This window comes from Komagataeibacter rhaeticus (assembly GCF_003207855.1).
Lineage (GTDB): Bacteria > Pseudomonadota > Alphaproteobacteria > Acetobacterales > Acetobacteraceae > Komagataeibacter > Komagataeibacter rhaeticus.
Map to the genome: position 1 here is coordinate 137,844 of NZ_NKTZ01000005.1, position 18,578 is coordinate 156,421.

Consider the following 18,578-nt stretch of genomic DNA (forward strand, 5'->3'; position numbering starts at 1 on the left):
GTAGATATTTGTTCTACATCTACCTATAGATGTATGCCATATTTTGAACAACCTAAAGTTGATGATATGTTAGCGGCATTCTATTCGTTTATCGTATTAAAAAATCAAAATTCAGCTAATAAATAGTTAATTATATCTTTTTTCACATCCTGCCGCATGATTCAGCGGGCCAGCCCCCGCCCCATAACCCGGAGCGGCAGCAATGGCCCGCCGGACATAATCGCGCGCCCGCACCACCGCATCACGCAGTTCCATGCCCTGCCCCAGCCCGGTGGCGATGGCGCTGGCAAGGGTGCAGCCGGTGCCATGGGTATGGCGGGTGGGAATGCGCGACCCGGTAAACGCCTCCATCCGGCCGCCCTGCTCCACCAGCACATCGACCAGTTCATTCCCTTCCATGTGCCCCCCCTTCAGCAGCACGGCGCGCGGGCCAAGGGCCAGCAGGTCGTGCGCCGCGTCCACCATCTCCCCCCGCCCGGCAATGGGGCGGCCCAGCAGGGCCTCGGCTTCGGGCAGGTTGGGGGTCAGCACCGTGGCCAGCGGTACCAGCCGCTCGCGCAGGCTTGCCAGCGCATCGTCACGCAGCAGGGGCGCACCACCCTTTGCCACCATGACCGGGTCCAGCACGTAGGGTATGTCGGCGGATGTCACCAGCACGGCGGCAATCGCCCCGATCACTTCCGGCCGGTCCAGCATGCCGCTCTTGAAGGCATCCACCCCCAGGTCATCCATCACGCAGCGCATCTGCGCCACGATGAATTCAGGGGAGACCGGCATGACATCATGCACCCCCAGCGTATCCTGTGCCGTAAGGGCGGTGATGGCGGTCATGGCAAAGCCGCCCAGTACCGTCACGGTCTTGATATCGGCCTGGATACCGGCGCCACCGCCACTATCGCTTCCCGCCATGATCAGAATGCGCCCGCGCATGGCCTCAGCCCGCCATCTGCACGGCATTGATGGATTCGCACATGTCCTCCACCACGTCCTTCACCAGCGCCTCATCCTCGGCTTCCACCATGACACGCACCAGGGGCTCGGTCCCGCTCTCGCGCAGGAGCAGGCGCCCGTGTTCACCCAGCCGCTTTTCAGCCGCCTTGCGGGCTTCGTGCACCTGCGGGTCATTCAGCGGACTCCTGCCTACGAAGCGGATGTTGCGCAGCATCTGCGGATAGGGCCGGAACATGCGGCACACCGCACTGGCGGGGCGGCCCGTTTCCACCACCTCGGCCAGTACCTGCAGGGCCGCGACCAGCCCGTCCCCCGTGGTGGCGAAATCGGACAGCACCATGTGCCCGGACTGTTCGCCGCCAATATTGGCGCCCAGTTCGCGCATCTTCTCCACCACGTAGCGGTCCCCCACCGCCGTGCGCACCAGTTCCAGCCCCTGTGTCTGCAGATAGCGCTCCAGCCCCATGTTGGACATGACGGTCGCCACGATATGCCGGCCCGAAAGCCGCCCCTGCCGCGCCCAGGAGGTGGAGATCAGCGCCAGGATCTGGTCGCCATCGATCAGCCGCCCCTTTTCATCGGAAATCAGCACCCGGTCCGCATCCCCGTCCAGTGCTATGCCGATATCGGCACGATGGCGCAGCACGGCGGCACACAGCGCCTCGGGCCGGGTGGAGCCGCAGCCTTCATTGATGTTGATGCCATCGGGGTCGCAGCCGATGCGCACGACTTCCGCCCCCAGTTCCCACAGGGCGGTGGGGGCAACACGATAGGCGGCGCCATTGGCGCAGTCGATCACGATGCGCAGGCCGTCCAGCCGCAACCCGCGCGGGAAGGAGGACTTGGCATTCTCGACATACCGGCCCGCTGCGTCATTGAGCCGCGAGGCACGACCGATCTGGTCGGGGGCGGCCAGCCTGTCGGTCAGGTCCATGCCCATGTCTTCCTCGATGCCGGCTTCCGTCTCGTCCGACAGCTTGAAGCCATCCGGCCCGAACAGCTTGATGCCGTTATCGCCATACGGATTATGGGAGGCCGAGATCATGACCCCCAGGTCAGCCCGCAGCGAACGGGTGAGCATGGCGATGGCCGGGGTGGGCATGGGGCCTACCAGCGTCACATCCATGCCGGCCGACAGGAAACCCGACACCAGCGCGCATTCGATCATGTAGCCCGACAGGCGCGTATCCTTGCCCAGCAGCACGCTATGGCGGTGCGTGCCCTGTATGAACCGCAGCCCGGCAGCCTGGCCCAGCTTCTGCGCCACTTCGACCGTCATGGGAAAACGGTTGGCGGTACCCCGAATTCCATCCGTGCCGAAAAGCTTGCGTGTCTTTACCATTTACCGGGGGCCTCCAGCTGCGTTCGTGTCGTACATCGACCTACCTTACCTGTCAGGGGCGATCCAGCCCCTGGCTGATCCGCATGGCCTGCATCATCGCGCCCACATTATGCACACGCAGCACGGGATCGGGAAAAACCATGGCGGGCAGGCTGGCCGCCACCGTGGCCGGATCACGCAGCAGCGCATCGGGTTCGTGGCAGATCTCGCCCAGCATCCGCTTGCGTGAAACGCCCACCACCACCCGGCACCCCAGGTTGGCCAGAAGCGGCAGGCGCGCCAGCAGGTCCAGGTTGCCCGCCACCGTCTTGGCAAACCCGATGCCGGGGTCAATCAGGATCCGCGTGCGCGCAATACCTGCCGCCACCGCCTCCTCCACACGGGCTGAAAGTTCACGCAGCACATCCACCGCCACGTCATCATAAGCCGTATGGTGCGCCATGGTGGCGGGCGTGCCACGCATGTGCATGAGCATGACCGGACAACCATGCCGCGCCACCACCGCACGGGCCGCCGGGTCATGGGTCAGGGCGGAAACGTCATTGATCACATCGGCCCCGGCATCCAGCGCACGGTCCATGACCGACGCCTGCCGCGTGTCGATGGACAGCAGCAGGCCCGACAGCGCGGAACTGGCCCTGACCGCCTGGATGACCGGGCCGATCCGCCGCCATTCCTCATCCGCCGCCACGGCGGGCGCACCGGGGCGGGTGCTCTCGCCGCCGATATCAACAATCCGGCAACCGGCCGCATGCATGGCCTGTATGGATTCAAGCGCCGGGCCCGCATGGTAATGCCTGCCCCCATCACTGAAGCTGTCAGGGGTCACGTTGATGATCCCCATGACCTGTGGCCCCGATGGCAGGCCCGCATCGGGCGCGGGCAGGCTGACCCGCAGGGCAGCCTGCGCCCATGGGGAGGGAATGGCGCTGGCAGGCACGATCCGCCCCGCACCCTCGCCCCCCAGCAGCCGGGCCAGCGCGTAGGCATGCGGGCCGCCCGCCAGCCAGCGCGCCTGCCGTCCCGCCACGGCCTGCGCCGCGGCACGGCCATGCAGCAGCGCAAGGGGTTCGATCAGCCGGTCATCCATGCCTTCATCCTGCCGGTCGGGTCGTGATGTGGTACAGACAGACATGGCGGGATAGCCATTGGCCACCCCGCCATGTTTTCCACCCCATGACCCGACGGACTAGCCTGCTGGCGCCGCACCCACGCCATCATCAGCCTTGGAGGCGGGCAGTGGTGCGACGGGAGCCGAGGGAGCCGAAGGCGGCACGGACGGACGCCGGTTTTCAGGCATCGGGTCATCCACCACCACGCGCTCGATCTTCTCGCCACGCAGCACCTGCCGGATTTCCTCACCCGTCAGGGTTTCATATTCCAGCAGCGCGGAACCCAGCATGTGCAGCTGGTCAATGTGATCAAGCAGCAGGGTGCGGGCGCGGTCATAGGCGGCATCAATCAGCTTGCGCACTTCGTTGTCGATCTCGCGCGCCGTCTCCTCGGACACATTCTTGTTCTGCGTGACACTATGGCCCAGGAAGACTTCCTGCCCGTTGCCGCCATAGGCGACCATGCCCAGCTTTTCACTCATGCCCCATTCGGTCACCATGCGGCGCGCCACGTCGGTCGCCATCTTGATATCACCCGATGCACCCGTGGAGACATTGTCGGGACCAAAGATGATTTCCTCGGCCGCGCGGCCGCCCATGGCCAGCGTCAGCTTGCCGATGCACCACGACCGGCTTTCAGAATAGCGGTCCTTTTCCGGCAGGCTCATCACCATGCCCAGCGCCCGGCCGCGCGGTATGATGGTCGCCTTGTGCACGGGGTCGGAGCCGGGGGTCAGGATACCGACCAGCGCATGGCCACCCTCGTGATAGGCGGTCATCTTCTTCTCGTCCTCGGTCATGACCAGGGACCGGCGCTCGGCCCCCATCATCACCTTGTCCTTGGCATTCTCGAACTCCAGCATGGCAACGGTGCGCTTGCCCAGACGGGCAGCCATCAGGGCCGCTTCGTTCACAAGATTGGCCAGATCCGCACCGGAGAAGCCGGGCGTGCCACGGGCAATGACCTTGGGGTCAACGTCAGAGGCCAGCGGCACCTTGCGCATGTGCACGCGCAGGATCTTCTCGCGCCCCGCCACATCGGGATTGGGCACCACCACCTGCCGGTCAAAGCGGCCGGGCCGCAGCAAGGCGGGGTCCAGCACGTCGGGGCGGTTGGTCGCGGCAATCAGGATCACGCCCTCATTGCTGTCAAACCCGTCCATTTCGACCAGCATCTGGTTCAGCGTCTGCTCGCGCTCGTCATTGCCACCGCCCAGGCCCGCGCCACGATGGCGGCCAACGGCGTCGATTTCATCAATGAAGATGATGCAGGGGGCTGCCTTCTTGCCCTGCTCGAACATGTCACGGACACGCGATGCACCGACACCGACAAACATTTCCACGAAGTCGGAACCGGAAATGGTGAAGAACGGCACGTTCGCCTCACCCGCGATGGCACGGGCCAGCAGCGTCTTGCCGGTGCCGGGGGGGCCGACCAGCAGCACGCCCTTGGGGATCTTGCCGCCCAGGCGGGTGAATTTCTGCGGATCGCGCAGGAAGTCTACAATCTCCTGCAGTTCACCCTTGGCTTCATCAATGCCCGCCACGTCATCAAACGTAACGCGCCCCTGCTTTTCGGTCAGCATCCGGGCGCGCGACTTGCCAAAGCCCATGGCACGGCCACCGCCGGACTGCATCTGGCGCATGATGAAGATCCATGCCCCCACCATCAGCAGCAGCGGCGCATAGTTGATCAGGTAGCGCAGGAAGGGATTGGTATCGTTCTCCAGCGGCTTGGCCGCGACCTCAACCCCCTTTTCCGTCAGGCGGGGGATCAGGGTCGGGTCCTGCGGCGCATAGGTATCGAACGATGTGCCATCGGTCAGGGTGCCGGTAATATTATGTTCCTGCACCACCACGGAGCGCACATGGCCGCTGTTCACGTCCCCGATGAAATCGGAATATGCCAGTTGCTGCGATGCATGCTGCACGCTTCCCGGCTGGAAAACGTTAAACAGCAGCAGCAACAGGACGATGATGATAACCCACAGGGCCAAGTTACGGCCAAAATTGTTCATCTTGCCTACTGTTCCATCCGCTGGCCCCTCCACCATCGCCCCGGATCAGGCGGACGAGCAGACGCCACGTTCACTACGTTCTATCATACATAGGACGATCAAGGGATATTCACACCCCCAATCCATTACCTTTTATACAGCATTCCCCGTCCCGCCCCCAAACCGCGCGCCCGGCAGAACCGGCTGGGGGGGATGGTTCACAAAAACCGCATCCGCCATGCCACCCTGCGTGCACACGCCCATATGGGGCACGGCCACAACCCGCCCCCCGTGCCACAGCGCGGGAAGCGTGCGCAGCACGCGCGCGGGCCAGACCGGCCGGCCACGCCCGGCAGGCCACCATGATGCCACGGCACCGGCCGCCCCCATGGCGCAATCCGGCGGCAGGCTGCCCGCACGCAGCACGAAACGCCGGTCCCATACGCATTCCGTCCGCGCGGGCATCCGTGGCGCCATGGCCGCTTCCTCACGCGCGACAAGCCACTGCCCGTCCCGCCATGGCATGATGGCAACGCCTGCCAGCGTCGCGGGTTGTGGGGCCTGTGCCAGTAAATTGATACGCGTGCGGTCGGGGGGATAGTCATGGCCGCCCACCACCCGGACCAGGCCGGACAGGATACGTGGCGGCGCAAGACCCGCGGGCAGCACCACCCAGCCGCCAGGGTGAAAGCGGGCATGGCTGGCCAGCCAGCACGCATCCGCCCGGTCACGCTCCATGCGGGCCTGTCCCGCCTGCAGGGCCTGCGCCTTCAGTGCCGCATCCTGCCCCGCATCCTGTGCCAGAGCCTGCCGCGCCCGGGCCCGCCCGGTGCGCAGGTCGGCATTGGACGGGTCCTCCACCCATGCCAGACCCGCCGCGCGCACCGTGGCGTACAGGGCAGGCTTGGCAAAGGACAGCAGGGGCCGGACAAGCCGGACATCATGCATGGGGGTTACCAGCGCCATGCCAGCCAGCCCGTCATCCCCGCTTGCGGCATGCTGGCGCATCATGACCGTTTCGGCCTGATCGCCCGCATGGTGCGCCACCAGCAGGTCCAGCGCCCCGATTTCGCGACAGGCAGAAGACAGCGCCGCATAGCGCATCCGCCGCGCACGCTCGGCCATGCGGGGGCCGCGTTCCAGCCCCTCCAGCACCAGCAGGCGCGCGGACAGGCCAAGGGCGGACAGGCGGCCTATGGTCTGCTCCGCTTCCCGACGGGATTCGGCGCGCAGGCCATGATCAACCACAAGCCCGACCACATCGGGCCGCCACTGCCGGGCCAGTACCGCCAGCGCCATGCTGTCCGCCCCGCCCGATACCGCAACCGCAACCGGCACGCCATGGCCCGGCCAGGGGCCAAGGGCCGCCATGACCGGGGCGAACTGCCTCAGCCCCAGCGGTTCAGCCGGGCCATGCGGCTGGCCGGGCATTCAGCTGCTGCACTTGGCGCGCTTGCGATAGACCTGTTCCGCCGACTTGATGCGCGGCGCGGGTTCGGGAAATTCACTGGCCAGCTTGTCCAGCGCCTGACAGGCCGATGCCCTGTCGTTCAACGCCACCAGCGTTGCCGCAACCCCCAGCAGGGCGCTGGGCGCGCGCGCGCCGTGGGGGGCACGGTTATACGCATCGTAATAGGCAAGGGCCGACTGGCGGTACTGCTTCTGCCCCGCCAGCGACTGGGCCAGCAGGTACTGCGCATCCACCTGCCTGGGTGACCTGGGACCGGAAAGCACCTGCTGCGCATCGGTCTGGGCGGCCGCATAATCCTGCTGCATCAGCGCGTCATTGCCAGCCTTGAGCAGATCATCCGCGCTGCGCTTCGCCGCGGGGGCAGCCGCTACGGGCGCGGCCGTGTCCGCTGCCACGGGTGCCGCAAGTCCCGCCCCACCCGTGCCGCCATGGCCATGCTGCATGGCGAAATTCATGTCCTCGATCTGCTTGCTCATGGCCGCGTTCTGCTGCTGGACCTGATTGGTCAGCTGGTCGATCTGGCCACGCATGTCGCGCGTTTCCTGCTCCAGCGTGTTGACCCGGTCCAGAAGCTGCAAGGTCAGGTTGCCGTTGTCACCGGCCCATGCCACGCCCGTACCGGCCAGCAGCGCCATACCCCCTGCCAGCATGCCCATCCTGCCCCACAGCCGGGAACGGGAAGCCACTGAAAGGAAACCTGACATTACAGATCGCATGAACCAAACCCCTTCTGACAACTATGCATGCCTGCCTGAAACAAAACCGGCCGAGCGATAAGCGCCCGGCCGGTTCCATACTGCCACGCCAGAGAAAGCGGGAGCAGAGCGTTACTGTACCGCCGTGATGGCGTTACGGTTCTGGGCCCAGGAAGCCTCGTCGTCACCAACAGCGGTCGGACGGTCCTTGCCGTAGGAGATGGTGGTCATGCGCGAGGCATCGACACCCTTCGCCACCAGATAGTCGTGTGCGGCGTTCGCGCGGCGCTCACCCAGGGCGATGTTGTATTCTTCGGTGCCGCGATCATCGCAGTTACCGGCAATCTGCACATGCACCTGCGGGTACTTGGCCAGCCATGCGGCCTGCTTGTCGAGTTCCGCCTTCGCATCGCTGGACAGCGTGCTCTGGTTCAGCGCGAACAGCACGCGGTCACCCGCCGTCGCGACCAGATCAGCCTCGCTGCCCGGCGCCGGGCCGACCTGCTGCGTGGCTGCGCCCGTGTTCACGTTCTTGTCCGCGTGATCGGAACAGGCAGCGAGGAAAAGGGCCATGCCGGCCGCACCAAGAAGCTTCAGTTTCATTACTTTTGATCCTGGATCGGTTTCTTTGTTCGAAACCAGTTGTTGAATTTCCGGATTTAAATATGGAACGGTCCCGAGTCTCGTTGCGCCCTGCCAAACAAACTGTAAAACAGAAACTCGCGATCGCTGGAAACCGGCATCAGCATAGACGGGAAACCGCGCCTTCGTCAATGTTGGACAAACACATACCGGCCACCCGCCCAAGGCGGGGATCACGATCCGTTATTTGTCCAACACATTGATATTTATTATTTATTTAGCGGCGACCATGTGGGGTCGGACGCGCTGCCCGCCGGAAGCGCGCGTTCATGGAAGCCGGTAATGTCGATTGTGCTGATACCTGTTGCAAATCCGGCACCACCACTGCCCGCCGCGCTCTGCCGGCAGAAGGCCAGGACACGGCCATTGGGGCAGAAAGCCGGGCTTTCCACGGTAAAGCCCTGGGTCAGAATCCGCTCCCCCGTGCCATCAGGCGCCATTACACCAAGTGAAAAACTGCCATTGGCAATACGCGAGAACGCGATCAGATCGCCACGCGGCGACCAGACGGGCGAACCATACTGGCCGTGACCATAGGAAATGCGCTTCGCATCCCCGCCCGATGCACTCATGATATAAAGCTGCGGGGAACCGCCGCGGTCGGAGTTGAACACGATCTGTGACCCGTCGGGACTGAACGAGGGACTGGTGTCAATCGCGCCAGAGGCGGTCAGCTGCCGCCGCGACATATTGGCAAGGTCCACCAGATAGATATCGGACCCGCCGCCACGCGTGACCGACAGGATGACGGAGCGGCCATCGGGCGCGAAGCGGGGTGCGAATGAAATACCGGAGAAGTCACCAAGCAGGCGCTGCTGCCCGGTATTGAGGTTGAACAGGTAAACGCGCGGCCTGTAGTTGGCGTATGACATGAACGCCAGCTCACTATTGGCCGGATTGAAGCGCGGCGTCAGGGTCAGCCACTGGCCGCTGGTCAGGTAACGGCTGTCGGCGCCATCCTGATCCATGATGGCCAGCCGCGTGGTCTGGTGCGCACGCGGGCCGGAACGCGCGATATAGGCGATGCGGGTGTTGAAATAGCCCTGCTCGCCCAGCATGCGGTTATAGATCACATCAGCAATCACATGCGCGATGCGACGCCAGTCCTGGGCTGCGGCGGTATAGGCCGTGCCCTGGATCTGCTTGCCCACCAGCACATCCCACAGGCGGAACTCCACCCGCAGGGAGCTGCCCTGCTCCACGACCTTGCCAGTCACGGCGGCACGCGCGCCCATGGATTTATAGGATGCAAAATCCGGCGTGCCCTGCGGCATGCTGGCGCTGATGGGGCGGAACAGCCCGCAATTGCCAAGATCGGCCGAAATCACATCGGTAACCTGCTGGGCCACCCCACTGCCAAGCGAGGGCAGGACAATGGGAATCGGCGCCGTACGGGCCTGGTCCACCGTAATCTCGGCCTCCCCCGCGGCCTGCGCGTGGGCCGCACCCGCCGTGAACAGGGGCGTGGCCATAAGCCCCCCCGCCACACCCGCGCCCATGAAACCACGCCGGCTGAATGCGGCTGCCAGCCGGGCTGCATCCTCATCGGGGATCAGTGGCTTTACGCTTCTTGACGTCATCTTCCTCTCCTCGCCTTCGTCCGCTGCATGTCAGGGACGGAATACGAATTTCAGTTGTCTGGTCTGGCCCAGCAGGTTCTGCGGAATCGGCAGCTTGGCACAGGTGGGGCTGAGCACCGCATCACGCGCGCGTTCCGCCAGGGCGCGGTATGACGGGTCCGATGCCATCTGGGCCTGTGTCTGCGGTGCGAATTCCACCAGCCGCGCCGTGCCGGTCTCATCCACGGTCACGACCAGATGCGCCACGAACTGGGCATAGTTACGCGCGGCCGTATCCTCCGAATAACAGCGGCGCACGGCACTGCCGATCGCCTTCTGCTCGGTAGAGGTCAGGGCACTGGTAATATCCCCATCCGGCGTGCCCCCCCCATCGGGCGCGCCACCCTGCAGCGGGTTGGCGCGGGCCTTGGGCGGGTGGGTCTGCTTCTGGTCCGCGCGGAAGGAATCAAGCGTTGCCAGCAGGGAATGCGTGTCCGGCACATGCTTCTTCGCCTCGTTGGGCTGGGTCGTGCGTGACTGTTCCTGCACCTTTGGCGCCGCTGTCGGGTCCGGCTGGGCGGATGGGGGCACGGGCGCATGCGCCTGCGCGGGCGCGGCCTTGGCTGGCGTGGGCGGCAGCCTGACCGCATCGGGCGAAGGCTGCTGCTCACGCGGCGGGGTCGGTGCGTCGGGCACGGGCCTTGGCGCCTGCTGCGGTGGCGGCATGGGCGGCGGCGGAGGCGGCGGGGGGGCCGCTTCCTCATTCGGTGCCTTTTCGGGCGGTGTCGGCGCGGGGGGCGCTTCCTGCCTGACCGGTGCCGGGGCCGGTGCGGGCTTGGGGGCCGGTTTATCGCCCTTGTGCGGGGTGGACGTGCCGGTATCGGCGGCGAATTCCATCTCGATCGTGGGCGGCGGTGGCGGTTCGGGGGGAACCGGCACCGGCAGCCTGAGCAGAACGGTCAGCAGCAGGGCCACATGCAGCCCGCCCGAAACCAGGACGGAACGCCGCATGAGGATGCGTTCAGAGCGACGCGGTGGCACCACGGTCAGACGGCTCCCGATATCCGGTTCAGGTCAGTGGCCGCCGCCGGGCGGCTGCTGGGCAAGAAGGGCCACATGCGTGAATCCGCCCGCCGTGATCTGGCCCATGATCTGCATCACCCGGCCATAATCGATGTGCGAATCACCACGCACGAAAATACGGTGCTCACGGTCGTTCTGGGACGCGGCCTTCAGCTGGTCCACCAGCTGGTCCTGGGAGACGGGATCATCCCCCAGGTACAGGTCGCCATTGGACCGGATCGAGACGGTAATGGGCTTGGTGTCGGTATTGACCGGCGCCGCATCCGTCTTGGGCAGGTCCACGTTCACGCCGCTTGTCATCATCGGTGCCGTCACCATGAAAATGATGAGCAGCACCAGCATCACGTCAACCAGCGGCGTGACGTTGATATCCGCCATGGGCCGCCGCTTGCGCCGCCGCCCACGCAGGTCGCCCAGGCTTGCCCCCATGCTTACGCCCCCCTCTCTTCGGACTGACGCGACAGGATGGCGGCGAATTCGGTACCGAAGGCATCCAGCCGGTCCTCGAACACGCTCATGCTGTTGCTGATCACGTTATAGGCGATCACGGCCGGAATGGCCGTGACCAGGCCAATGGCGGTTGCGAACAGCGCTTCCGAAATACCGGGGGCCACGACCGAGAGGTTGGTGTTGTGCATGGCCGCGATCGAGCCAAAGGCATGCATGATGCCCCACACCGTGCCGAACAGGCCGATAAACGGCGCCACCGGCCCGATGGTGGCCAGGAAGATGATCCAGCGGTTCAGCCGGTCCATCTCCCGCGTTATGGTGATGGCCATGGCGCGGTTGACGCGGTCCTGCACGCCGCCATGCACCAGGTCGATGCCGGATATGCGCGACGACCGCCGCCATTCCCCCATGGCCGCGCCGAAAACCGCCGCCATGGGGTGGACGGGCTTCGCGCCATCGGATTCGTACAGATCCTCCAGGCTGCCGCCAGCCCAGAACCGTTCCTCGAAATCATTGGCCTGCCGGTTGACCCGGCGGACGGTCGTGAATTTGTCGAAAATGATTGCCCAGACAATCACACTGCAGCTTACCAGGCCGATCATTACCAGCTTCACGACAATGGATGCGTGCATGAACAATGCCCACATCGACAGATCGCCTGCTGCAGCCCCCAGATTCGCCGCACTAACCGCTTGGTCCAAATATGCCTCCTGCCCACCTTGACCGTTCGCACAAACACGAAGATTGCCCGTTTAGCAAGTCACGGCCAACCCGCTTTCCGCACAGCCTTGCATCACGGTCAACCCATGACACGAAAAGACCATGCTCAATGCATGACTTGATGGTGTTCAGGCGACCAGTGCGCGCAGCAGATCACGCCAAGGCGGCGGAAATCGGGCAGCGCGCCCGTCTGCCGCCCGCACGCAGGCCAGACGGACATCAAGCGTGCCGCAACCCGGCCCCCCTTCGTTCCCGACGCGGTGGAAGTCCTGCCACAGCCGGCAGCTTGCCGCCCCCAGTTCGGTCAGGCGAGTCGTGATGCGCACCACATCATCAAGCCGCAGCGGCGCGCGGTAATCGATGGCGGCATGGCGGACCACGAAGGCCAGCCCGTATTCACCCAGCAGATCGGACGCCGAACGCCCCTGCGCGCGGATGGCCTCGGTCCGGGCGCGTTCCGCCAGGCCAAGGTAGCGGGCGTGATAGACCACGCCACCCGCGTCCGTATCCTCGTAGTAGATACGGAAGTCGATCTTATGTTCCACCATCGATTCCATCCCCCAGCAGGTCACCCTGTCCGGGCGTGCGGGCGGGCGGCTGCAGGCCCAGATGCCGCCAGCCCCGCTCACCCAGCATGCGCCCGCGGCTTGTCCGCAGCACAAGCCCTTCCTGTATCAGGTAAGGCTCGATCACGTCCTCCAGCGTATCACGGGCCTCGGCCAGGGCCGCGGCCAGTGTCTCCACCCCCACCGGGCCACCATGATGATATTCGGCAATGCGGCGCAGGTAACGGCGGTCCATGCCGTCCAGCCCCATCGAATCAACTTCCAGGCGCGACAGGGCGGCATCGGCCAGCGCCCGGTCCACGGGTCCCCGCCCGGCCCGTGCCACGGCGGCAAAGTCACGTACCCGGCGCAGGAGCCTGCCCGCGATACGCGGCGTCCCGCGGGAGCGGCGGGCAATTTCCTCCGCCCCTTCCGGTGTCAGGTCGAATTCCAGCTTGCGCGCGCCCCGTGTCACGATCTGGCACAGTTCCTCGGGCGTGTAGAACACCAGCCGCAGCGGGATGCCGAAACGGTCCCGCAGGGGGGTGGCCAGCAGGCCGGCGCGCGTGGTGGCCGCCACCAGCGTGAAGGGGGCAAGGTCGATCCGCACGGAGCGCGCGGCCGGTCCCTCGCCAATGATCAGGTCAAGCTGGAAATCCTCCATCGCCGGATAGAGCACTTCCTCGATGGCGGGATGCAGGCGGTGGATCTCGTCGATGAACAGCACGTCGCGCGGCTGGAGGTTGGTCAGGATCGCCGCCAGATCCCCCGCGCGCTGGATGACCGGGCCGGATGTGGCGCGAAACCCCACACCCAGTTCACGCGCCACGATCTGGGCCAGCGTGGTCTTGCCCAGTCCCGGCGGGCCGTGCAGCAGCACATGGTCCAGCGCATCACCGCGCTGGCGAGCGGCGGCGATGAAGATGGCAAGGTTTTCACGGCTGGCCTTCTGGCCGGTAAAATCATCCAGCGTCTGGGGGCGCAGCGTGCCTTCGCCGCCATCTTCCTCGCCCCGGCGGGCGTCGATCTCGCGCTCCGGCCGGTCGCTCATCGGGCCAGTTCCTTCAGCGCGTCACGGATCACGATATCAAGGTCCACCTGGCCTTCATGCCGTTCGATCACCCGTTCCACCACCGGCTGCGCCTCCCCACGCCTGAAGCCAAGGCCGGACAGCGCCAGGACCGCATCCGCCGCAACGCTGTGCGCGGTGGGCCGCGTGATGGTAACACCCGGCACCCCGCCCCCGGTGGCGACCATGCCGGTGGGCATGCCCTCGCACTTGTCGCGCAGTTCGGTCACGATGCGCTGGGCCAGCCGGGCACCCACACCGCCTGCGCGGGTGAGCATGGTCCTGTCACCTGATCCGATCGCCATCATGAGTTCGGACGGCGGCAGGACCGACAGGATGGCCAGCGCCACCTTGGCCCCCACCCCCTGCACCGTGGTCAGCAGCCGGAACCATGCGCGTTCGGAGGCCTCGGCAAAGCCATACAGCAGGATCGCGTCCTCCCGCACCACGGTCTCCACCAGCACCAGCGCCAGTTCCGGCGGCTGGGGCAGCACCGCCAGCGTGCGGCTGGATGCCTGCACCAGATAGCCGACACCGCCTACGTCAATCACGCAGCGATCGGCCTCCACCTGCGCCAGCAGGCCACGCAGCTGCGCGATCATGCCATCCTCGTGGCGCGGGCAATCTGGGCCGCACTGGTGCGGTGATGGGCATGGCAGATCGCCACGGCCAGCGCATCCGCCGCATCCGCGCGTTTGAGCAGGGCAGTGGGCAGGATACGGCGTACCATCATGCTGACCTGTTCCTTGGTTGCGGCCCCGGTGCCCACAACCGCGCGCTTGACCGTTTTCGCCCCGTATTCGGCCACGGGAATATCCAGCAGCATCGGCACCAGCAGCCCCACGCCACGGGCATAGCCCAGCTTCAGCGTAGCAGACCCGTTGCGGTTGACGTAGGTTTCCTCCACCGCCGCTTCATCGGGGGCAAAGCTGCGGGCCAGTTCCAGCAGGGCATCATGCAGGTGGCGCAGCCGCTCCGGCACACCCAGTGCCGAGTCGGTGGCGATCACCCCATCGGCCACATGGGTCAGCCGGTTGCCCTGCGCCGTGATCACCCCCCAGCCGGTAAAACGCAGGCCGGGGTCGATGCCCAGGATACGGACCACAGGCCCGCTCAGGCCGAAAGCTTTTCGGCCACGTCGTCCGGCAGGTCGAAATTGGCGTACACGGCCTGCACGTCGTCATGGTCCTCCAGCGTGTCGATCAGCTTGAACACGCTGCGCGCCTTGTCCTCGTCCAGTTCCACCGTGTTGCCCGGCCGCCAGTCCAGCTTGGCCGAAGCGGGTTCGCCAAAGCGGGTTTCCAGCGCGTCGCGCACGGCAAAGAACGATTCGACCGGGCAGGTCACCTCGTGCATGCCGTCCACGGTCTCGACATTCTCGGCCCCGGCCTCAAGCCCCGCCTCGATCAGGTCGTCCTCGCTCGCCGCATCCAGCGGATAGGTGATCACGCCCAGACGGGTGAACATGAAGGAGACCGAGTTTGTCTCCCCCAGCGAGCCGCCATGCTTGGAGAACGCGGCACGCACGTCGGATGCCGTGCGGTTGCGGTTGTCGGTCAGCCCCTCCACGATCACGGCCACGCCGGCGGGGCCGTAGCCTTCGTACCGGACTTCCATGTAGTCGTCACCGCCACCGGCACCCGATGCCTTCTTGATCGCGCGCTCGACCGTATCCTTGGGCATGTTGACTTCACGCGCGGCCGAAATGGCCGCGCGCAGGCGCGGGTTCATGGCCGGGTCCGGCATGCCTTCGCGCGCGGCCACGGTAATTTCACGAATGACCTTGGCAAACTGCTTGGCCCGCTTGGCGTCCTGCGCGCCCTTGCGGTGCATGATGTTCTTGAACTGGGAATGACCCGCCATCGTTCGTCCCTGAATCCTGTCTTGTTTCTTGTTCCTGCCTGTCCGCCATGGGCGGTCCGGTCAGACCAGCCGCCCGTGGCAGTGCTTGTATTTCCTGCCCGACCCGCAGGGACAGACCGCATTGCGCGAGACCTCGCCCCAGCTTGACGGATCATCGGGCATGATCGCGGCCCCGCCGATGGGGGTCGCCATGGCCGGGTCCGGCTGGCGGCCCGTGGCATCGGGCATGAGACCGGGGCCCGGCTCGTTTTCCAGCCCCGGCACCTCGGGGTCGGAATGGATTTCGGCCACACCGGCAAACGGGTTGTCGATGGGCGGCGGCGCCATTTCCACCCGCGCCATGGTGGAGGTGACACGCACCCGCAGGTGATCGAGCATGGCGTGGAACAGTTCGAACGCCTCGTGCTTGAACTCGTTCAGCGGGTCCTTCTGGCCATAGGCGCGCAGGCCGATGCCCTGACGCAGCTGGTCCAGCGCCAGCAGGTGTTCCTTCCATACCGCGTCAAAGGTGGTGAGCAGTACCTGCTTTTCAACATAACGCATGACGGAAGGGCCGAAATTGGCGGCCCGGCTGGCCTGTGACTGGGCGGCCGCCTGCTCGATCCGTTCGGTCACGACGCCTGCGTCCACGCCATCTTCCTTCGCCCATTCCGCAATGGGCAGGCTCAGGTTGAGCGTGGTCTGCACGTCCTGCGCCAGTTCATCCTTCAGCCACTGCTCAGGAAAGGATTTCTCGGGGATGCGACGGGTGACCATGTCATGGATCACGTCCTCGCGCATTTCGGTGATGATGGGCGAAAGGTCCTCGGCCGCCATGTATTCCCGGCGCTGGGCATAGACCTCCTTGCGCTGGTCATTCATCACGTCGTCATATTTGAGCGTGTTCTTGCGCATGTCGAAGTTGCGGGCCTCGACTTTCTTCTGCGCGCGCTCCAGGGCCTTGTTGATCCACGGGTGGACAATGGCCTCGCCTTCCTTCAGCCCCAGCTTCTGCAGCATGTTGCCCATGCGGTCGGTGCCGAAGATACGCATGAGGTCGTCCTCAAGCGAAATGAAGAAGCGCGAATTGCCCGGATCGCCCTGCCGCCCGGCACGCCCGCGCAGCTGGTTGTCGATGCGGCGGCTTTCATGGCGTTCGGTGCCGATCACGTACAGGCCACCCGCCTTGCGCACGATATCGTGATCGCGGGCCACCGTCTCGCGCAGTTCCTGTTCGCGCCGGGCGCGCTCTTCAGGGTCCTCGATCCCGGCCAGGCGCTGGTGGATCAGCATGTCCACATTGCCACCCAGCTTGATGTCGGTGCCGCGGCCGGCCATGTTGGTGGCGATCGTGATGGCACCCGGCGCGCCCGCCTGGGCCACGATCTCGGCCTCCAGCTCATGGAAGCGGGCATTGAGCACGTTGTGCTGGATGCCGTTGCGGCGCAGCAGGGAGGACAGGTACTCGCTCTTCTCGATCGAGGTCGTGCCCACCAGAACCGGCTGGCCGGACGTGGCGCTGATCTCCTTGATCAGGGCGGCCACCGCCTCGTATTTCTCGCGCGCGGTCAGGTAGACCTCGTCATCATCGTCCTTGCGGGCGACGGGCAGGTTGGTCGGGATCTCGATGACTTCGAGCTTGTAGATATCGGCGAACTCGTCCGCCTCGGTCATGGCCGTGCCGGTCATGCCCGACAGGCGGGGATACATGCGGAAATAGTTCTGGAAGGTGATGGAGGCCAGGGTCTGGTTTTCCTGCTGGACCTCGACATGTTCCTTGGCTTCCAGCGCCTGGTGCAGGCCGTCGGAATAGCGGCGGCCTTCCATCATGCGGCCGGTGAACTCGTCGATGATGATCACCTTGCCACCGCGCACGATGTAGTCCACGTCGCGCGTGAACAGCGTATGGGCGCGCAGCGACTGCTGGACGTGATGGATCACCGCCACGTTCTGGCTGTCGTACAGGCCGCCGTCATGCAGCACGCCCGCGCCGCGCAGCAGGTCCTCCACCTGCTCGGCACCCTTTTCCGTCAGGATGACGGAGCGGAATTTTTCGTCCTTTTCATACGCTTCCGGGTCCGCCACCAGTGCAACCATCACCTCGTCCACCGCGCGGTACAGGCTGGAACTGTCCTCGGCCGGGCCGGAGATGATGAGCGGGGTGCGCGCCTCGTCAATCAGGATCGAATCGACTTCATCGACAATGGCGTGGTGGAAGGGACGCTGGACCATGTCCTCCACGCGGTACTTCATGTTGTCGCGCAGGTAGTCGAAGCCGAATTCGTTGTTGGTGCCGTAGGTTATATCGGCCCGGTAGGCGGCGCGGCGCTCATCCTCGGGCATGTTGGGCACGACCACGCCCACGCTCAGGCCAAGGAAGGCGTAAAGCCTGCCCATCTGCTCGGCATCGCGGCTGGCCAGATAGTCGTTCACGGTCACCACATGCACGCCCTGCCCCGCCAGCGCGCTGAGATAGACGGCAAGCGTGGCGACAAGGGTCTTGCCCTCACCGGTGCGCATTTCCGCAATCTTGCCATCATGCAGGACCATGCCGCCAATCAGCTGCACATCGAAATGGCGCATGCCCAGCACGCGCCTTGCCGCCTCGCGGCAGACGGCAAAGGCTTCGGGCAGCAGGGCATCCAGCGTTTCGCCCTTTGCCAGGCGGGCACGGAATTCGGGCGTCCTGGCGGCAAGGGCGGCGTCATCCAGCGCCTGGATCTGCGGCTCCAGCGCGTTGATCGCGGGTACGCGCCGCTGATAGGATTTCAGTGCCCGGTCATTGGCGGTTCCGAACAGGGCGCGGGCAATACTGGCGAACATGAAGACCTTCCCGGAATGACAGTCCCGCCCGCCCGCGACGGACCGGCGGGCGCGGAGGCAGGCTTGGCGGATAAAATTCTCGCGCGGAACCATGAGATAGGACCCACGCCGCCACGGGTCAACCGATGGACAGCAGGGCCACGAAAGAAGCGGGGGAAGCCGCCATCTGACATCCGGGCCTTGCAGGCCGGGCCACCCTTCGCCATGATGCCCGCCGAACGCGTTCATAACTAGGGTTTTTTGCACATGCGGACTATCAGTCCGGCAAAGGCTGTCG

At 65.3% G+C, this 18,578-nt stretch carries 17 protein-coding genes; all 17 read right to left on the minus strand.

The genetic code is table 11. From position 1 onward, the window contains the following. Window positions 1–126 precede the first annotated feature (126 nt). The 17 genes from thiD to secA all read right to left on the minus strand — a co-directional run bounded on the left by thiD (window position 127) and on the right by secA (window position 18,301). Entirely contained in the window at window positions 127–930 is an 804-nt protein-coding gene (gene thiD, locus CFR78_RS07705) for a bifunctional hydroxymethylpyrimidine kinase/phosphomethylpyrimidine kinase (RefSeq protein WP_007397749.1), read from the minus strand. A 4-nt stretch (window positions 931–934) separates the two neighbouring features. Beyond that, a complete protein-coding gene (gene glmM, locus CFR78_RS07710) occupies window positions 935–2,293 on the minus strand; it encodes a phosphoglucosamine mutase (RefSeq protein ID WP_034933574.1) in 1,359 nt (452 codons plus the stop codon). A gap of 52 nt (window positions 2,294–2,345) precedes the next feature. Next, entirely contained in the window at window positions 2,346–3,383 is a 1,038-nt protein-coding gene (folP, locus tag CFR78_RS07715) for a dihydropteroate synthase (protein WP_034933576.1), read from the minus strand. A gap of 99 nt (window positions 3,384–3,482) precedes the next feature. Continuing rightward, window positions 3,483–5,423: an ATP-dependent zinc metalloprotease FtsH gene (gene ftsH / locus CFR78_RS07720; RefSeq protein WP_034933766.1), complete on the minus strand. Its 1,941-nt coding sequence runs from the start codon at window positions 5,421–5,423 to the stop codon at window positions 3,483–3,485. Window positions 5,424–5,555: 132 nt separating this feature from the next. Further along, entirely contained in the window at window positions 5,556–6,833 is a 1,278-nt protein-coding gene (tilS, locus tag CFR78_RS07725) for a tRNA lysidine(34) synthetase TilS (RefSeq protein ID WP_034933578.1), read from the minus strand. Next, a complete protein-coding gene (locus CFR78_RS07730) occupies window positions 6,834–7,589 on the minus strand; it encodes a tol-pal system YbgF family protein (protein WP_034933581.1) in 756 nt (251 codons plus the stop codon). A 111-nt stretch (window positions 7,590–7,700) separates the two neighbouring features. Continuing rightward, on the minus strand, window positions 7,701–8,171 hold the full coding sequence (gene pal / locus CFR78_RS07735) for a peptidoglycan-associated lipoprotein Pal (RefSeq protein WP_034933583.1): 471 nt from the start codon (window positions 8,169–8,171) through the stop codon (window positions 7,701–7,703). 248 nt (window positions 8,172–8,419) lie between these two features. Next, window positions 8,420–9,790 (minus strand): Tol-Pal system beta propeller repeat protein TolB, encoded by a 1,371-nt coding sequence (tolB, locus tag CFR78_RS07740; protein ID WP_034933586.1) that lies wholly within the window; start codon window positions 9,788–9,790, stop codon window positions 8,420–8,422. A gap of 30 nt (window positions 9,791–9,820) precedes the next feature. Then, window positions 9,821–10,813 (minus strand): hypothetical protein, encoded by a 993-nt coding sequence (locus tag CFR78_RS07745; protein WP_007397739.1) that lies wholly within the window; start codon window positions 10,811–10,813, stop codon window positions 9,821–9,823. A 30-nt stretch (window positions 10,814–10,843) separates the two neighbouring features. Continuing rightward, a complete protein-coding gene (tolR, locus tag CFR78_RS07750; RefSeq protein WP_034933589.1) occupies window positions 10,844–11,281 on the minus strand; it encodes a protein TolR in 438 nt (145 codons plus the stop codon). A 2-nt stretch (window positions 11,282–11,283) separates the two neighbouring features. Then, window positions 11,284–11,949, minus strand: coding sequence for a protein TolQ (gene tolQ / locus CFR78_RS07755; RefSeq protein ID WP_084149825.1), 666 nt, complete (start codon window positions 11,947–11,949; stop codon window positions 11,284–11,286). Window positions 11,950–12,150: 201 nt separating this feature from the next. Further along, window positions 12,151–12,570: a YbgC/FadM family acyl-CoA thioesterase gene (locus CFR78_RS07760; protein ID WP_034933593.1), complete on the minus strand. Its 420-nt coding sequence runs from the start codon at window positions 12,568–12,570 to the stop codon at window positions 12,151–12,153. Continuing rightward, on the minus strand, window positions 12,557–13,618 hold the full coding sequence (gene ruvB, locus CFR78_RS07765) for a Holliday junction branch migration DNA helicase RuvB (RefSeq protein WP_007397735.1): 1,062 nt from the start codon (window positions 13,616–13,618) through the stop codon (window positions 12,557–12,559). The genes CFR78_RS07760 and ruvB overlap by 14 nt, the downstream gene beginning before the upstream one ends. Beyond that, the gene (gene ruvA, locus CFR78_RS07770; RefSeq protein ID WP_034933596.1) at window positions 13,615–14,238 is read right to left on the minus strand and encodes a Holliday junction branch migration protein RuvA; all 624 of its coding nucleotides are present in this window, start codon (window positions 14,236–14,238) and stop codon (window positions 13,615–13,617) included. Before ruvA ends, ruvB begins: the two co-directional genes overlap by 4 nt. Continuing rightward, a complete protein-coding gene (gene ruvC / locus CFR78_RS07775) occupies window positions 14,235–14,741 on the minus strand; it encodes a crossover junction endodeoxyribonuclease RuvC (protein ID WP_034933598.1) in 507 nt (168 codons plus the stop codon). The genes ruvA and ruvC overlap by 4 nt, the downstream gene beginning before the upstream one ends. Before the next feature lie 8 nt (window positions 14,742–14,749). After that, window positions 14,750–15,499, minus strand: coding sequence for a YebC/PmpR family DNA-binding transcriptional regulator (locus CFR78_RS07780; RefSeq protein WP_007397732.1), 750 nt, complete (start codon window positions 15,497–15,499; stop codon window positions 14,750–14,752). A 60-nt stretch (window positions 15,500–15,559) separates the two neighbouring features. Further along, window positions 15,560–18,301 (minus strand): preprotein translocase subunit SecA, encoded by a 2,742-nt coding sequence (gene secA / locus CFR78_RS07785; protein ID WP_110581072.1) that lies wholly within the window; start codon window positions 18,299–18,301, stop codon window positions 15,560–15,562. Window positions 18,302–18,578 lie beyond the last annotated feature (277 nt).

Bases quoted from the DNA above. Each gene is read 5' to 3' on its own strand.
- tolQ (WP_084149825.1), bottom strand. From the start codon at position 11,949: ATGTGGGCATTGTTCATGCACGCATCCATTGTCGTGAAGCTGGTAATG.
- glmM (WP_034933574.1), bottom strand. From the start codon at position 2,293: ATGGTAAAGACACGCAAGCTTTTCGGCACGGATGGAATTCGGGGTACC.
- tilS (WP_034933578.1), bottom strand. From the start codon at position 6,833: ATGCCCGGCCAGCCGCATGGCCCGGCTGAACCGCTGGGGCTGAGGCAG.
- CFR78_RS07730 (WP_034933581.1), bottom strand. From the start codon at position 7,589: ATGCGATCTGTAATGTCAGGTTTCCTTTCAGTGGCTTCCCGTTCCCGG.
- ruvA (WP_034933596.1), bottom strand. From the start codon at position 14,238: ATGATCGCGCAGCTGCGTGGCCTGCTGGCGCAGGTGGAGGCCGATCGC.
- secA (WP_110581072.1), bottom strand. From the start codon at position 18,301: ATGTTCGCCAGTATTGCCCGCGCCCTGTTCGGAACCGCCAATGACCGG.
- tolB (WP_034933586.1), bottom strand. From the start codon at position 9,790: ATGACGTCAAGAAGCGTAAAGCCACTGATCCCCGATGAGGATGCAGCC.
- pal (WP_034933583.1), bottom strand. From the start codon at position 8,171: ATGAAACTGAAGCTTCTTGGTGCGGCCGGCATGGCCCTTTTCCTCGCT.
- ruvB (WP_007397735.1), bottom strand. From the start codon at position 13,618: ATGAGCGACCGGCCGGAGCGCGAGATCGACGCCCGCCGGGGCGAGGAA.
- CFR78_RS07760 (WP_034933593.1), bottom strand. From the start codon at position 12,570: ATGGTGGAACATAAGATCGACTTCCGTATCTACTACGAGGATACGGAC.
- folP (WP_034933576.1), bottom strand. From the start codon at position 3,383: ATGGATGACCGGCTGATCGAACCCCTTGCGCTGCTGCATGGCCGTGCC.
- CFR78_RS07780 (WP_007397732.1), bottom strand. From the start codon at position 15,499: ATGGCGGGTCATTCCCAGTTCAAGAACATCATGCACCGCAAGGGCGCG.
- tolR (WP_034933589.1), bottom strand. From the start codon at position 11,281: ATGGGGGCAAGCCTGGGCGACCTGCGTGGGCGGCGGCGCAAGCGGCGG.
- ftsH (WP_034933766.1), bottom strand. From the start codon at position 5,423: ATGAACAATTTTGGCCGTAACTTGGCCCTGTGGGTTATCATCATCGTC.
- thiD (WP_007397749.1), bottom strand. From the start codon at position 930: ATGCGCGGGCGCATTCTGATCATGGCGGGAAGCGATAGTGGCGGTGGC.